The 525-nt window shown below is 43.4% G+C and carries 1 protein-coding gene; it reads right to left on the bottom strand.

All coding sequences use genetic code 11. The annotated features are described in order from the left end of the window. Positions 1 to 525 (bottom strand): zinc ribbon domain-containing protein (locus HC176_RS15990; protein WP_167919995.1); only part of this gene is annotated, 525 nt, incomplete at both ends.

The raw sequence follows: 525 nt of genomic DNA, 5'->3' as shown, positions 1-525 counted from the left end.
CGATCTCCATGATCACCTGAGGCGGGATCGTAAAGAAAGAACCACCTGAAGCTCCTCTTTCAACAGGAACTACTGCAAGACCATTTTTCACGCTCCCGCGAATACGACGGTATGCGTTTACAAGACGCTCTTCGATCTGCTCCTGGAATTCTTCAGATTTTTTGATCAATGCCTGCTCTTCTTTTTCAGTTTCGGCAAGGATTTCATCAAGTTCGCTTTTCTTGTGGTCAAGATGTTTTTGGCGCTCGTTAACACGCTCCTGCGTTTGCTCGATCACCTCTTTCTTTTGCTCGATCTGGGCACGATATTCCTTGATCTGCTTTTCAGCAAGTTCTATTTCCAGCTCCTGGAATTCAACTTCTTTTGAAAGAGCATTGAACTCACGGTTATTACGAACATTTTTTTGCTGCTCTGAATATTTTTTGATCAAGGCTTTCGCATCTTCAATAAGATTCTTCTTGGCATTGATATCCTGATCGATCACTTCAAGGTCGGCATTCATTTTCTCCAGGCGGGTGTTCAAAC

It is taken from the genome of Tamlana crocina (genome assembly GCF_012037625.1).
This window is presented reverse-complemented; position numbering and strand designations above follow the sequence as displayed.